The organism is Isoptericola sp. NPDC057191, from assembly GCF_042670225.1.
In the GTDB taxonomy this organism is placed as follows: Bacteria; Actinomycetota; Actinomycetes; order Actinomycetales; family Cellulomonadaceae; genus Isoptericola.
Window position 1 is genome coordinate 1 of the sequence record NZ_JBHUWC010000023.1, and the last position, 14118, is coordinate 14118.

Genomic DNA, 14118 nt, shown 5'->3' on the forward strand with positions numbered 1-14118 from the left:
CCCGTCCGGCAGCGCCGGGCGGCCCCTCTTCCGTTTGCCGGCCCGGGCACTCGGCGTCAGGGTGAGGGGCATGACGCGCGCGTCGACGTTGTCCCGCGGGGTCTTCTACCCTGCAGCCGGCATCATCCTGCTCTTCGTGCTGCTCGCCGTCTTCGCCACGGACGCGACGACGAACGTGATGAACGCGCTCCAGTCCGAGGTCATCGGCGCGTTCGGCTGGTACTACGTCCTCCTCGTCGCCTGCTTCGTGATCTTCGCGATCTGGATGGGGCTCAGCCGGTTCGGCGACATCGTGCTGGGCCCGGACGACGAGACGCCGGACTTCAAGCTCCCGGTCTGGTTCTCGATGCTCTTCGCCACCGGGATGGGCATCGGCCTCGTCTACTACGGCGTGTCCGAGCCGCTGTCCCACTTCGTCAGCCCGAAGCCGGGCGTCACCGGCGACGACGCCACCCTCGCCCAGGCGGCGATCTCCCAGACCTACGTGCACTGGGGCTTCCACGCCTGGGCGATCTACGTGGTCGCCGGTCTCGCGCTCGCGTACGCGATCCACCGCAAGGGCCGGCCCGTGTCGATCCGCTGGGCGCTGGAGCCGCTGCTCGGCGACCGGGTCAAGGGCTGGCTGGGCAACGTCATCGACGTCGTGGCGATCATCGGCACGGTCTTCGGCGTCGCCACGTCGCTCGGCCTCGGGGTGCTGCAGGTCGCGCACGGGCTGGGCTACCTGGACGTCGTGGAGCCCAGCACGGCGCTGGAGATCGGCCTCATCGCGGCGATCACGGCGCTCGCCGCGCTGTCCGTCGCCTCCGGTCTCTCCAAGGGCATCAAGTGGCTGTCGAACGGCAACATGGTGCTCGCGGGCGTGGTCCTCGTGGTCGTGCTGGTCATCGGGCCCACCCTGTTCCTCCTGCGCAGCTGGGTGCAGTCGTTCGGGTACTACTTCGCGAACGTCATCCAGATGACCTTCGACACCCTGGCCTTCCGCGGCGACGAGGGCCTGGCGTGGGAGTCGAGCTGGACGATCTTCTACTGGGGCTGGTGGATCTCCTGGGCGCCGTTCGTCGGCGTCTTCATCGCCCGGATCTCCCGCGGCCGCACCGTGCGGGAGTTCGTGCTCGGCACGCTCGCGGTGCCGATGGCCGTCGCCACGATCTGGTTCAGCGTGTTCGGCGGCGCGGGCCTGCACCAGGAGATGACGCAGCCGGGCAGCATGCTCGACCCCGCGACCGGAGGCGTGAACACCGACACGGCGATGTTCCAGCTCTTCGCGTCGCTGCCGGGCGGCGGCACGTGGCTCGCCGTCGCGGGCATCGTGCTGGTCGTCGTCTTCTTCGTCACGTCGTCCGACTCCGGGTCGTTCGTCGTCGACATGCTCGCCAACGGCGGCAACCCGAACCCGCCGCTGTGGAGCCGGCTGTTCTGGGCCGTGCTCCAGGGCCTCGTCGCGGCGGCGCTGCTGCTGGCGGGCGGTCTGCAGGCGCTCCAGACGGCGGCGATCCTCATCGCCCTGCCGTTCTCGCTCGTGCTCATCGGGATGGCTGTCTCGATCGTCAAGGAGCTCGGGGTGGAGCACCGCGCGATCGTGCGCGCCGAACGGCGGGCGGCACGCACGGCGCTCACCGAGCACGTGACCGAGAAGGTCGCGACGACGCTCGCCGGGCGCTGGGAGAACGTGCTGCCGCCTGCGCCCGGCGCGCTCCGGCTGCGCGTGCCCCGACGGCGGGACACCAAGCCCGGCAGGGCGCCGGAGCCGGGACCGGACGACGGGCGCGGACCGGGCGGTCCAGCGGGCGGTTGAGCGGGGCGGGTCGGGACGGGGTCCGGGGCCGGTCCGCGAGCGGGTTCGCGCGGCAGGTAAGATAGCCGAGGCCCGATCGCGGGCCACCCCTCCCTCCCCAGGAAAAGAGACCCTCGATGTCTGTGCGCTCAGACCTGCGCAACGTGGCGATCGTCGCCCACGTCGACCACGGCAAGACGACCCTCGTGGACGCCATGCTGCGCCAGGCAGGCGCCTTCTCCGCCCACCAGCACGTGGACGACCGCGTGATGGACTCCGGCGACCTGGAGCGCGAGAAGGGGATCACGATCCTCGCGAAGAACACCGCGGTCCGGTACGCCGGTCCGTCGGCCGCGAGCGTCGGCGAGCCCGGCGGGATCACCATCAACGTGATCGACACCCCGGGCCACGCCGACTTCGGCGGCGAGGTCGAGCGCGGCCTGTCGATGGTCGACGGCGTCGTGCTGCTCGTCGACGCGTCGGAGGGCCCGCTGCCCCAGACCCGCTTCGTGCTGCGCAAGGCGCTGGCCGCGAAGCTGCCCGTCATCGTGGTCGTGAACAAGGTCGACCGCCCGGACGCCCGCATCACCGAGGTCGTGGGGGAGACCACCGACCTGCTGCTGGGCCTCGCGAGCGACCTGTCCGACGAGGTGCCCGACCTCGACCTGGACGCCATCCTCGACGTGCCCGTCGTCTACGCGTCCGCGAAGGCCGGCCGTGCGTCGATCGACCAGCCCGGCGACGGCGCGCTGCCCGCCAACGAGGACCTCGAGCCGCTGTTCGCCACGATCCTGGAGAAGATCCCGGCGCCCACGTTCGACGCCGACATGCCGCTCCAGGCGCACGTCACCAACCTCGACGCGTCGCCGTTCCTCGGCCGCCTCGCGCTGCTGCGGATCTTCAACGGGACGCTGCGCAAGGGCCAGACGGTGGCGTGGGCCCGCCACGACGGCACGCTGTCGAGCGTCCGGATCACGGAGCTCCTCGAGACCAAGGCGCTCGACCGGGTGCCCACCGAGTCGGCAGGCCCGGGCGAGATCGTCGCCGTCGCGGGCATCGCGGACATCATGATCGGCGAGACCCTCACCGACGTGGACGACCCGCGCCCGCTGCCGCTGATCACGGTGGACGACCCGGCGATCTCGATGACCGTCGGCATCAACACGTCGCCGCTGGCCGGCAAGGGCGGCAAGGGCCACAAGGTCACCGCGCGCCAGGTCAAGGACCGCCTCGACGCGGAGCTCATCGGCAACGTGTCGCTCAAGGTGCTTCCGACCGAGCGTCCCGACGCGTGGGAGGTGCAGGGCCGCGGCGAGCTGGCGCTGGCGATCCTCGTCGAGCAGATGCGCCGCGAGGGCTTCGAGCTCACCGTCGGCAAGCCGCAGGTCGTCACCAAGCAGATCGACGGCAAGCGGCACGAGCCGATGGAGCGCATGACGATCGACGTGCCCGAGGAGTACCTCGGCGCCGTGACGCAGCTCCTCGCGCAGCGCAAGGGCCGCATGGAGACGATGAGCAACCACGGCACCGGCTGGGTGCGCATGGAGTTCATGGTCCCGGCGCGCGGCCTCATCGGCTTCCGCACGCAGTTCCTCACCGAGACGCGCGGCACCGGCATCGCCGCCTCGATCTCCGAGGGCTTCGAGCCGTGGCACGGTCCGATCGAGTCGCGCAACACGGGCTCCCTCGTGGCCGACCGTGCGGGCAAGGTGACGCCGTTCGCCATGATCAACCTGCAGGAGCGCGGCTCGTTCTTCGTCGACCCCACGCAGGAGGTCTACGAGGGCATGATCGTCGGCGAGAACTCCCGCAACGAGGACATGGACGTCAACATCACCAAGGAGAAGAAGCTGACGAACATGCGGTCCTCGACCGCCGACAACTTCGAGAACCTCATCCCGCCGCGCAAGCTCACGCTGGAGGAGTCCCTCGAGTTCGCGCGCGAGGACGAGTGCGTCGAGGTGACGCCGGAGGTCGTGCGCATCCGCAAGGTCGAGCTCGACGCGACCTCCCGCGCTCGCGCCGTCGCCCGCGCCAAGCGCGCCTGATCGACCGGCGACGCCCGTGGGGCTGCTCGCGGTGCACGCGCACCCGGACGACGAGACGCTCGCGACCGGTGCGCTGATCGCGTCGTGGGCGGCCGCCGGGCGTCCCGTCACGGTCGTGACCTGCACCCGCGGCGAGCGGGGCGAGGTCATCGACACCCCCGCGCACCCCACGGGCCTGGCCCGGCTGGAGGGCGACGGCCCCGCGCTCGCCGCCCACCGCGAGGGGGAGGTGGCCGCGGCCGTCGCCGCGCTCGGTGGCGGTCCGGGCGCCGTCGGGCAGGTGTTCCTCGACGCGGCCGACCTCTCGGACGCACGGCCCACCCGGGGGCCCGAGGCGTCCGGCGACCCCGGCCGTCGTCCCCGGTTCGAGGACTCGGGCATGACGTGGGTCGCCCCGGGGATCGCGGGGCCCGCGGACGACGCGCCGCCGACCGCCTTCGCGCGGGTGCCGCTGGACGACGCCGCGGCGCGGCTCGCGGCGCTGGTGCGCGCCCACCGGCCCGACGTCGTCGCCACCTACGAGACGCGCGGCGGCTACGGACACCCGGACCACGTGCGCACCCACGAGGTCACGACCCGTGCGCTCGCGCTCGCCGCCGACCCCGGTGCTGCCGTGCCCGGGGAGCCGTGGGCGGGTGCCGAGCTCTGGCAGGCGGTCGCCTCCTCCGCGGCGCTGCGGGCAGGGCGCCGCGCCCTCGCCGCCGACCCGGACGCCCGGACTCTCGCGGCCCGGGCGGGCCTCACGTTCCCCGACCCCGACGAGGACCTGCCTCCCCTCGCCGCGCACGACGCGGAGCTCTCGACCGGCGAGGTGCGCACCGTCGACGTCGCACCCGTGCTGGACCGCGTGCTCGAGGCGATGCGGGCGCACGCCACGCAGGTGCAGCACGCCTCGGCGGCCAGGGCGGCGACCGGACTCCTCGGGTGGTACGCGCTGAGCAACGGCGTGCTCGCCCCGGTGCTCGCGCACGAGTCGTACCTGGTGTCCGCGCCGGTAGGCTCGTCGCGATGACCACGCCCGTGCACCCGACGTCGCCCTCCACCGGCTCCGTCCCGGCCCGTCCCGGCCGGTGGTGGCGGTCCGCCGCGCGCGCGGTGCTCGCCCTGGCCCTCGGCGCGGTCGTCGGGGTGCTGGGCACGGTGGCGCACCGCACGCAGTGGCACGACCTGCCGCTCGGCATCGTGCTGGCCCTCGCCATCACTCTCTCGACGGCGGTGCTGTGCCGGGCGTGGGCGGGTCTCGGCCCGCTGCTGGCCGCGGGCGCGGGCTGGGTCGTGGCCGTGCAGGCGCTCTCGGTCGCCGGGCCCGGCGGGGACGTGCTCGTCCCGGCTCAGGCGGTGGGCCTCGTGTGGACCTACGGCGGACTCCTGATGTTCCTCGTCGGCGCGTTCCTGCCGCGCTCCTGGTTCACCGACCGTCGGGGCTGACCGGTCGGGTGTGACCGTCCCGTGCGCGCCATGGCGGCCACGGTGACGAACGTGTGCGAACCCGAGTCCGAAATGACGCTTTCACCCGAACTGTGGGGCCGTGCGTCGGGGGCTCCCGAGTAGGATCCTGCACGCGGGCCCGCCCCGCGTCACCTGTCCTCCCGGGGCGTCGTCCCCGCACCTCACCCTGACGGAGCCTCTGCATGGGTCACCCGACCGAGCGCGATCCGGAGAGCACCGGGTCCGCACCCGCCGAGCCCGCACGTCCCGGACCCGGCACCGGCCCCGGCACCGGCACCGGCACCGGCACCGGCCCCGGCACCGGACCCGGCACCGAACCCGGCACGGTCTCGGCGGCGGCCCCGGGGAGCGCGCCCGGGTCCACCCCTGTTCCGCCGCGGGAGCCTGGGTCGCCGGAGGCTGGGTCGCCGGAGTCCGAGTCGCCGGAGTCCGAGGTCCCGTACCAGCCCCGGGTGCGCCTGTACGAGCAGCGCATCATCGCCACGGTGCCGGCGCCGTCGACCGGGGCGCCCACCCAGGCGCTGCCGGCCGTGTCCACGACGGCTGCCGCGCCGTTCGCCGCCACGGGCGCTCCTGGTGCGCCTGGCGGACCCGCCGGCCCGGCAGGTCCCACGGGCCCAGCGGGTCCGGCTGTTCCGCCTGCCGGCTCCGGGGGTTCCCCGCTCGACGGGCTGGCGGGGGACGGCGCCCCGAGCCGTGCGCCGAAGGTCGCGCTCTGGGCCGGCGTCGGCCTGGTCGTGGTCGCGGGCCTCTACGCCGGGGCGCAGATGGCCGTCGCCGGCACCGTGCCGAAGGGCACGTCGGTCGCCGGCGTCGACATCGGCGGGATGAAGAGCGCCGCGGCGGTGTCCGCGCTGGACGACGGTCTGGGGCCCCGCGCCGCCGAGCCGATCACGGTCCAGGCGGGCGAGGCGACGAGCACCGTCGACCCTGCCGACGCAGGCCTGTCCTTCGACGCGGAGGGGACGGTCGACGGGCTGACCGGTTTCTCGCTCGACCCCACGCGCCTGTGGGAGCACGTCGTCGGCGGCGGCGAGGTGGACCCCGTCGTGGACGTCAGCCGGACGGCACTGACGAAGACGCTCTCCGGCCTGGAGGAGTCCCTGCAGGTGGAGCCCGTGGACGGCACGGTCGGCTTCCGGGCCGGGAAGGCCGTCGCCACGAAGGCCAAGGACGGCTCCAGCGTGCTGGTGGACGAGTCGGTGGATGCCGTGGCCGACGCGTGGCTCGTCACCTCGGGCCCGGTCGACCTGCCGACGAAGACCGTCGCCCCGGCGGTCACCCAGGACGAGACGGACACGGCCCTGGCCGAGGCGAAGCAGGTCGTCAGCGGCCCCGTCGAGGTCGAGGTCGGCGACCAGACCGCCGAGCTCGGACGCAAGACGCTCGGCCAGGTGACGACCTACAAGAACACGGACGGCGCGCTCGTCGCGCGCTTCGACGGCGAGAAGATCGTCTCGGTGGTGGTGGACGAGACCGACGACCTGCTCACGGAGCCGGACGACGCCCACTTCGTGTTCCGCGACGGCAAGCCCGTCGTCGAGGGCGGGGAGCAGGGGACGTCCCTCGACCCCGACGACACCGCGGCGGCCGTCGGGAAGGCCGCGGTCGGCGACGATCGCACCGTGCAGCTCGAGCTGACGGAGCGCGACCCCGAGCGCACCAAGGAGGGGCTGGAGAAGATGGGGGTCAAGGAGGTCGTCTCCCAGTTCGCCACCCCGCTGACGAGCGACACGGTCCGGACCCGGAACCTGATCCGCGGCGCCGAGCTCGTCACCGGCACGCTCGTCGCCCCGGGCGAGACGTTCTCGCTGCTCGACACCCTGTCGCCCGTCTCGGCGGCGAACGGGTACGTGCAGTCCGGCGTCATCAGCAACGGCGTGCACACCGACGCGATCGGCGGCGGGCTGTCGCAGATGGCCACGACCACCTACAACGCGGCCTACTTCGCCGGGTACGACGACGCGGGCCACCAGCCCCACAGCTACTGGTTCGACCGGTACCCGGCGGGGCGCGAGGCGACCATCTACGTGGGCGCCATCGACATGAAGTTCACCAACGACACGCCGTACGGCGCCGTCATGCAGTCGTGGGTCTCGGGCGGCGAGGTGCACGTGGCGATCTGGTCCACCCCGTACTACGACGTCACGACGAGGGCCGGCGACAAGCACAACATCGTGCCCGCCACCGCCGTGCACAGCTCGGGCGCGTCGTGCGAGAGCTACCCCGGCGGGAGCGACGGCTTCACGATCACGAACTACCGCCAGGTGTTCCGCGACGGCAAGCAGGTCAAGGACGAGTCGAAGACCTGGACCTACAAGCCCGACAACCCGGTCGTGTGCGACCAGCCGAAGGCCGACCGGGACGACGAGCGGCAGGCGAAGGACGACACCGGCGGCAGCGGCACCGACGGCGGCGACGACGGCAAGACCGAGGAGGACTGATGCTCGGACGCTCGGAACGCGAGTCCCCGGCGCACGCCGCGCAGGCGGCGCACGACGCGGGGTGGTCGGGGGTCGCCGCGGGGTCGGTGGTGGTCACGGCCGTGGCGGACGAGTCGCTCGAGCTGCTCGACCTGGGGACGACGTCGGACACGCTCGCCACGGTGGCGACGATCGACGACCTCGCCGCGGTCGTGCACCTGGGCCACCCGGAGCAGCCGTCGCCCGCGCTCGAGGAGGCGATCCTGGCGGGTGACCCGTCGCTGATCGTCACGGCGGCCGTCGCCGTCGCGCCGCAGTGGGTGTGGGTCGCCCCGGCGGGCGCGTCGGGCGGCCAGGTCGTCATCGACGAGGCCGGGATGCGGGACTGCCAGGACCTGCTGCGCGGCATGGGCGTGAGCCCGCGGCTCGTGCCGACCCGGACGTCCGTCGACGAGCGGGTCGCGCTCGCCGGCCAGGCGGGCTCGATCGTCGTCGAGCGGTCGCGCGTCCCGGCAGGGTGGGCGGAGGTGCCGGGCAGCGAGCGGCTCGCCGGCCGCCGTCCGGTCTGGTACGGACTGCTGGAGGCGCGCGCCGCGTGGCCGCGCTTCGACGTGCCGGCCCAGGTCTGGCTCGCCGTGGGGCCGTCGGACGACCACCGCGGGTCGCTGCAGGACACCCTGGCCGTGCTCTCGGCCGCGGGGGTCGACCTGCAGCACCTGCGCAGCCACCCGTCGACCCACGGGCCGCACGTCTTCTTCACCTCCTTCCGCTGCCCGTCGGTCGCCGTGCTCGACGGCCTCGTCGCCGAGCTGGACGCCCGCGGCGTCGCGCACCGCACGCTCGCGGTCCTGCCCGGTGAGGGCTTCGTGCCGGGACCGGTGCCGCTCGCGCCGCGCTGGGCAGAGGGCGGGCAGGCCGGGGCATGACGGTCGCGTACCTCGGGCCGGAGGGCACGTTCACCCACGAGGCGGCGCGCCGCTGGACCGGGCGGCCGGGCAGGTCGGGAAGGTCGGGCAGCTCGGGCACAATGGCGGGCCAGGAGCCGCTGTCCACGGTCCGCGAGGTGCACGACGCGGTCGCGTCGGGCGCCGCCGACCGCGGGGTCGTCGCGATCGAGAGCTCGGTCGAGGGGTACGTGGTGCCGTCGCTCGACGCGCTCCTGGGCAGCCCTGACGTGGTGGCGGTCGACGAGGTCGTGCTGGACGTGTCGTTCGACGCCTTCGTCCGCCCCGGGCGGTCCGGCGGCCCCGGCCTGCGCGAGGCCACCGCCCACCCGCACGGTCTGGCGCAGTGCAGCCGGTTCGTCGCCGAGCGTGGCCTGCTGCCCGTGCCGGCGTCCTCCAACGCGGCGGCGTGCCGTGACCTGGGCGACCACCAGGTCGCGTTCGGCCCCCGCCTGTGCGGTGAGCTGTACGGCCTGGAGACCCTCGCGACGGGCGTGGAGGACTTCGCCGGCGCCCGGACACGCTTCCTCGTCCTGTGCCGCCGCGACGCGGCCGACGAGGCGTGGGCGCCGGTCCGCGCCGCCGGCCCGGGCACGTGGCGCACGATGCTGGCGATGACGCCGGTCGTCACGGGTCCCGGCGTGCTCGCGCGGGTCACGGGCGAGTTCGCGGCGCGCGGCGTCAACATGACGAGCCTCGTGGAACGTCCGCTGAAGGTGCGCGAGAGCCAGTACGTCTTCGTCGTGACGCTCGACGGCGCACCCTGGGAGCCGCGCGTGCGGGACCTGTTCGCCGCCCTTCTCGGCGCGGGCGACTCGCTCAAGGTGCTGGGCGCCTTCCCGGTGTCGCCCGGCGGCCCGGGCCTGGACGGTGTGCTGCCCGACCACGCGCCGACCGGCAGCGTGCGGCAGCAGGACGCGGCGGCGACCCTCGCGCAGGGGCTGCTGTGGTGACCTCGCACGGCCCCGGCCCCGGTCCCGGCCCCGGCTCGCGCTCTCGCGGCACGGGCACCGTGGGGGTCGTCGGGCTGGGCCTGGTCGGAGGGTCGCTGACCAGGCTGCTGGCGGCGCGCGGCGTCGACGTCGTCGCCACCGACCTGGACCCCGGCACCCGCGCCGACGCGCGGGCGGTGGGGCTGCGCGTCGAGGACGACCTCGCCCGGCTGTGCGCGGCGGGTCCCGAGATGGTGGTGCTGGCCGTGCCGCTGCGGGCCGTGCGGGCGACGGCGGCGGAGCTCGCGCCGCTCCTGGGCGACGGCGGTGCGACCCTCACCGACGTCGGCAGCGTCAAGGGGCCGGTGCGCGCCGCGGTACGGGCCGCGGGCCTGGGCGACCGGTACGTGGGTGCGCACCCGATGGCCGGCACCGAGCACAGCGGGTTCGGCGCGTCGGACGCGGCCCTCCTCGACGGCGCGCCCTGGGCCGTGACGGTCGCCGACCCCGGCGCGGCCGCGCCGGACGAGCCGACCCGTCTGGCCCAGGTGCTCCGCCTGGTGACCGGGCCGCTGGCGGGCACGGCGGCCGTGGTCACCGACGACCGGCACGACGAGGCGGCCGCCCTGGTCAGCCACGTGCCGCACGTCGTGGCCACGCAGCTGCTCAACGCCGTGGCGGGCGCGCCCGTGCGCGACCTCGCGCTCGGCCTGGCGGCCGGCAGCTTCCGCGACGGCACCCGGGTGGCGCTCACCGATCCTGCCCGCACGGAGGCGATGGTCACGGAGAACGCCGCCTGGGTGGCGCCCGCCCTGCGCAAGGTGGTGCGCGACCTCGAGGTGGTCATCGGCGCGCTGGAGACGAACGGCTCGCTGCACGACGTCTTCCACGCCGCCGACGAGGTGCGGGAGCGGCGCTCGGCCCGCGGTCCGCGGCCCGACGGCGCGGCGGAGAGCCTGGCGGTCGGGACGGGCTGGCGCGCCGAGCTGGTCGACGCCCTCGTCGCGCGCTGCACGGCGGGTGCCGTCGTCACCGGCGTCGACGACGACGCGGTGCACGTGCGCGTGCCGCGGCAGGCCTCCTCCGAGCGGGGGTGACGGCGGGCGTCAGGCCTGCTCGGGGCGACCCCGGCGCGGTCGGCGCGGCGGGACCGGCTTCACCGCCTCGACCTCGGCGGCGGGGACGGCCACCTCGGGGAGGCCGGGGGAGCGGTCGGCCCGCACCCGGAGCCCGTCCTCGGACACGGCCGTGAGGACGCCGACGACGTCGGTCCAGCGGGCGCCGGCGGCGGCGGCCTCCGACGGCGTCAGGCGGCGTCGTACGACGACGCGCGCGCCCACGGGGAGCCGGGTCCAGGGGGGACCGGCGGGGGGCGGTACGGCAGGTGGGACGGCTGACGGCGAAGGCACCACGTCAGCGATACTAGAGTTGGCCGCGCGGGCAGCGCCCGCGCCGGTATCGCCGAAGAAGCATCGAGCACCGCAGACCGCCCCGGCGGGACGCGGCCCCTCGTCACCTGGAAGGTAGCCCGCAGTGACCTACGTGATCGCTCAGCCGTGCGTCGACGTCAAGGACAAGGCGTGCATCGAGGAGTGTCCCGTGGACTGCATCTACGAGGGCTCGCGGTCGCTCTACATCCACCCGGACGAGTGCGTCGACTGCGGTGCGTGCGAGCCGGTGTGCCCGGTGGAGGCCATCTACTACGAGGACGACGTCCCCGAGCAGTGGAAGGACTACTACCGCGCGAACGTCGAGTTCTTCGACGACCTGGGCTCGCCCGGCGGCGCCGCGAAGATGGGGCTCATCGAGAAGGACGACCCCATGATCGCCGCCCTGCCGCCCCAGGCCTGATGGGCTTCGCGGACCTCGGTTCCCTGCCCTACCCCTGGGACACGCTGGGGGACGTGCGGGCCACCGCCCGCGCCCACCCCGGCGGTGTCGTCGACCTCTCGATCGGCACGCCCGTCGACCCGACCCCGGCCGTGGTCCGCGACGCCCTCGCCGCGGCGTCCGACTCGCACGGCTACCCGCAGACGCACGGCACGCCCGCGCTGCGCGACGCCGTCGCAGGCTGGTTCGCCCGGCGCCGGGGCGTCCCCGACGTCGACCCGGCTGCCGTGCTGCCGACCGTCGGCTCGAAGGAGCTCGTCGGCCTGCTCCCGTCGCTGCTGCGGCTCGGGCCGGGCGACGTGGTCGTGCACCCCGCGGTCGCGTACCCGACGTACGACGTGGGGGCGCGCCTGGCCGGCGCGACGCCGCTGGCCACCGACGACGTCGACGCCTGGGCGGGACGCGACGACGTGCGCCTGGTGTGGGTCAACTCACCCGGCAACCCGACGGGCGAGGTCTCCGACGTCGCGCACCTGCGCCGCGTCGTGGAGGCGGCGCGGGCCATCGGCGCCGTCGTCGTGAGCGACGAGTGCTACGCCGAGCTGCCGTGGGGCGACGCCTGGGTGGGCGAGGACGGGGTCTCGCGCGTGCCCAGCCTGCTCGACCCCCGCGTCACGGGCGGCAGCCACGAGGGCCTCCTGGTGGCGTACTCGCTGTCGAAGCAGTCCAACGTGGCCGGGTACCGCGCGGCGTTCGTGGCGGGCGACCCGGCCCTGGTCGACCGGCTCCTCGCCACCCGCAAGCACCTCGGCATGATCGTGCCGGGCCCGGTCCAGGCGGCGATGGCGGCCGCGCTGGGTGACGACGCGCACGTGCTCGCGCAGCGCGAGGTCTACCGCCGCCGGCGGACGGCCCTGCGCGGAGCCCTCGAGACGGCCGGCTTCGTCGTGGACGGGTCCGAGGCGGGGCTGTACCTCTGGGCCCGCCCCGCCGGGCGCGCCGGGACGGGCGACCGCACGGGGCCGCAGGTGGGCGCCTCGTCGCGCGACCTCGCGGCCTGGTTCGCGCGCCGCGGGATCCTCGTCGGCCCCGGGGAGTTCTACGGCTCGGCGGGCGAGCGGCACGTCCGCGTCGCGCTCACCGCTCCGGACGATTCCGTGGCCGATGCTGTGGTCCGCATCACATCTGCGTGACTGCGCGATGAGCAGGGGATTGGAACACCTTGGTATTCGGGGGTAGGTTCGACCGCAGGCCGCGGTAGCCCTGGAGGACTCACGCGGTCGGCGTGCCCCGGGCCGCCCCCGTCCCAGAGTCACGAGTCACGCGCTCACCGCCCCCGTCGTCGGGAGCCGTGGAGCCCGTCACGGAAGGAAGACATGACGTCCACCACGCCTGCCGCAGGCACCTCGGGCGACACCGCCACGGTCGAGCTCGTCGTCGACGGCACCGCCCGGCAGCTGCCCGTCGTCCCCGCCACGGAGGGCAACGACGGCATCGTCGTGTCGTCCCTGCTCAAGGACACGGGCCTGGTCACGGTCGACCCCGGCTTCACCAACACCGCGTCGTGCGAGTCGGCGATCACGTACATCGACGGCGACCAGGGCATCCTGCGCTACCGCGGGTACCCGATCGAGCAGCTCGCCGACTCGTCCACCTTCCTCGAGGTGGCCTACCTGCTCATCCACGGCGAGCTGCCGTCGGCCACCGAGCTCTCGGCGTTCGAGGAGCGGGTCAACCGTCACACGCTGGTCCCCGAGGGCTTCCGGGCGTTCCTGTCGTCGTTCCCGCGCGGCGGGCACCCGATGTCGATCCTCGCGTCGGCGGTGAACGCGCTCCCGACGTACTACCCGGAGTCGCTGGACCCGCACGACCCGGAGGCTGTCGAGCTCGCCACGGTCCTCATCCTCGCGAAGATCCGCACCATCACCTCGTACCTGCACCGCGCCACGCGCGACGAGCCGCTCATGTACCCGGACTACGCCCGGGGCTACGTGGACGACTTCCTGCGCATGACGTTCTCGCGGCCCTACGAGCAGTGGGAGTCCGACCCGGTGCTCGTGTCCGCCATGGACAAGCTCCTCATCCTGCACGCCGACCACGAGCAGAACTGCTCGACGTCGACCGTGCGCATCGTCGGCTCGTCGAACGCGACCCTGTACGCGTCCGTCGCCGCCGGCATCAACGCCCTCTCCGGCCCGTCGCACGGCGGCGCCAACGAGGCCGTCCTCACGATGCTCGAGAGCATCCGCAGCGGCGACGACTCCGTCGAGACCTTCATGAAGAAGGTCAAGAACAAGGAGGACGGCGTCCGCCTCATGGGCTTCGGGCACCGCGTCTACAAGAGCTACGACCCGCGCGCCGCGATCGTCAAGAAGCACGCGGACGCCGTGCTCGACCAGCTCGGCGCCAAGGACGAGCTGCTCGACATCGCCCGCGGGCTCGAGGAGATCGCCCTGTCGGACGACTACTTCGTCCAGCGCAAGCTCTACCCGAACGTGGACTTCTACACCGGCCTCATCTACAAGGCCATGGGCTTCTCGCCCGCCATGTTCACGCCGCTGTTCGCCCTGGGCCGCATGCCTGGCTGGATCGCCCAGTGGCGCGAGATGATGCACGACCCGCAGACGAAGATCGGCCGCCCGCGGCAGGTCTACACCGGCCCGACCGAGCGCGACTACGTGGCGCTCGAGCAGCGCTGAGCGCACGGCCGCACCG

At 74.0% G+C, this 14118-nt stretch carries 12 protein-coding genes; 11 read left to right on the top strand and 1 reads right to left on the bottom strand.

Going from position 1 to position 14118, the window contains the following annotated elements:
- The first annotated feature begins 70 nt into the window (after nt 1-70).
- The 8 genes from ACFT55_RS05580 (at nt 71) to ACFT55_RS05615 (ending at nt 10670) form a co-directional block, all read left to right on the top strand.
- Complete coding sequence (locus ACFT55_RS05580) at nt 71-1798, top strand: BCCT family transporter (protein WP_380242402.1); 1728 nt, start codon at nt 71-73, stop codon at nt 1796-1798.
- Between the two features lie 116 nt (nt 1799-1914).
- Entirely contained in the window at nt 1915-3825 is a 1911-nt protein-coding gene (gene typA / locus ACFT55_RS05585) for a translational GTPase TypA (RefSeq protein ID WP_380242404.1), read from the top strand.
- Nucleotides 3826-3841: 16 nt separating this feature from the next.
- Nucleotides 3842-4837, top strand: coding sequence for a PIG-L family deacetylase (locus ACFT55_RS05590; protein ID WP_380242407.1), 996 nt, complete (start codon nt 3842-3844; stop codon nt 4835-4837).
- Complete coding sequence (locus ACFT55_RS05595) at nt 4834-5253, top strand: DUF6113 family protein (RefSeq protein WP_380242409.1); 420 nt, start codon at nt 4834-4836, stop codon at nt 5251-5253. The genes ACFT55_RS05590 and ACFT55_RS05595 overlap by 4 nt, the downstream gene beginning before the upstream one ends.
- A gap of 203 nt (nt 5254-5456) precedes the next feature.
- Nucleotides 5457-7718, top strand: a complete 2262-nt coding sequence (locus ACFT55_RS05600; RefSeq protein ID WP_380242411.1) for a VanW family protein — start codon at nt 5457-5459, stop codon at nt 7716-7718.
- Complete coding sequence (locus ACFT55_RS05605; RefSeq protein ID WP_380242413.1) at nt 7718-8623, top strand: hypothetical protein; 906 nt, start codon at nt 7718-7720, stop codon at nt 8621-8623. The genes ACFT55_RS05600 and ACFT55_RS05605 overlap by 1 nt, the downstream gene beginning before the upstream one ends.
- Nucleotides 8620-9594, top strand: a complete 975-nt coding sequence (locus ACFT55_RS05610; RefSeq protein WP_380242415.1) for a prephenate dehydratase — start codon at nt 8620-8622, stop codon at nt 9592-9594. The genes ACFT55_RS05605 and ACFT55_RS05610 overlap by 4 nt, the downstream gene beginning before the upstream one ends.
- The gene (locus ACFT55_RS05615; protein ID WP_380242417.1) at nt 9591-10670 is read left to right on the top strand and encodes a prephenate dehydrogenase; all 1080 of its coding nucleotides are present in this window, start codon (nt 9591-9593) and stop codon (nt 10668-10670) included. The genes ACFT55_RS05610 and ACFT55_RS05615 overlap by 4 nt, the downstream gene beginning before the upstream one ends.
- Nucleotides 10671-10679: 9 nt before the next feature.
- Here ACFT55_RS05615 and ACFT55_RS05620 read toward each other — a convergent pair whose 3' ends face one another.
- Nucleotides 10680-10913 carry a hypothetical protein gene (locus ACFT55_RS05620; RefSeq protein ID WP_380242419.1) on the bottom strand — a complete coding sequence of 78 codons (234 nt, stop codon included), beginning with the start codon at nt 10911-10913 and terminating at the stop codon, nt 10680-10682.
- Nucleotides 10914-11106: 193 nt separating this feature from the next.
- Between ACFT55_RS05620 and fdxA the strand changes: the two genes are divergently transcribed.
- The 3 genes from fdxA to ACFT55_RS05635 all read left to right on the top strand — a co-directional run bounded on the left by fdxA (nt 11107) and on the right by ACFT55_RS05635 (nt 14102).
- Entirely contained in the window at nt 11107-11424 is a 318-nt protein-coding gene (fdxA, locus tag ACFT55_RS05625) for a ferredoxin (protein WP_380242421.1), read from the top strand.
- Nucleotides 11424-12596 (top strand): succinyldiaminopimelate transaminase, encoded by a 1173-nt coding sequence (gene dapC, locus ACFT55_RS05630; RefSeq protein WP_380242423.1) that lies wholly within the window; start codon nt 11424-11426, stop codon nt 12594-12596. Before fdxA ends, dapC begins: the two co-directional genes overlap by 1 nt.
- A 183-nt stretch (nt 12597-12779) precedes the next feature.
- Nucleotides 12780-14102: a citrate synthase gene (locus ACFT55_RS05635; protein ID WP_380242425.1), complete on the top strand. Its 1323-nt coding sequence runs from the start codon at nt 12780-12782 to the stop codon at nt 14100-14102.
- Nucleotides 14103-14118 lie beyond the last annotated feature (16 nt).